Source organism: Streptomyces sp. DT190 (assembly GCF_049846985.1).
GTDB lineage: Bacteria > Actinomycetota > Actinomycetes > Streptomycetales > Streptomycetaceae > Streptomyces.
In genome coordinates this window covers 1-674 of record NZ_JBNCNM010000066.1, presented here as the reverse complement: position 1 = coordinate 674, position 674 = coordinate 1, and the positions used below count along the sequence as shown (strand labels likewise).

At 71.2% G+C, this 674-nt stretch carries 1 protein-coding gene; it reads left to right on the top strand.

The window, feature by feature from the left end:
* On the top strand, positions 1-674 hold a 674-nt coding region (locus ACPXCS_RS39605; RefSeq protein WP_425952361.1), incomplete at both ends, for a C40 family peptidase.

The following is a 674-nucleotide window of genomic DNA, read 5'->3' as shown; positions in this document are numbered from 1 at the left end:
GCTGCTGAGCCGGCGACTCAGACGCTCGAACTGCCCACTCTCACGGCCGACCTGGCCGCGCAGGTCTCGCGGTCCGCGGATGCCACCCAGCAGGCCGCGGCCAACTACGAACTGCGGGCCGAGCGTGACGCAGCCGTCGCCAAGGCCGCCAAGCAGGCCAAGGCGGACCTCGCCCAGGCCAAGAAGAAGGCCGAGGCAGCTCGGAAGGCCGAGGCCACGCGGAAGGCCGAGGCCGCACGCGAGAAGGCCGCCGCCTCGCGCTCCTCCGAGCGGACCACCCTGACTTCGTCCGCCGGCACCACCACCGCCCCGAGCACCTCCTCGTCCACGGCCGGTGGTTCGGCGGCGGCGGTCATCGCCTTCGCCAAGGCGCAGATCGGCGACGCCTACGTACTGGGCGCCACCGGCCCCAACTCGTGGGACTGCTCCAGCCTGCTCCAAGCCGCGTTCAAGCAAGCGGGCATCAGCCTGCCCAGGGTGTCGCAGGACCAGTCGACCGTGGGCACTCCGGTCTCGCTGAGCAATATCCAGCCGGGAGACATCCTCTACTGGGGATCCGCCGGCAGCGCCTACCACACGGCGCTCTACGTCGGCGACGGCAAGTTCGTCGGAGCGCAGAACCCGTCCACGGGCATCGCCGAGAAGGACCTCTCCTGGGATCCCCCGACCGGGGC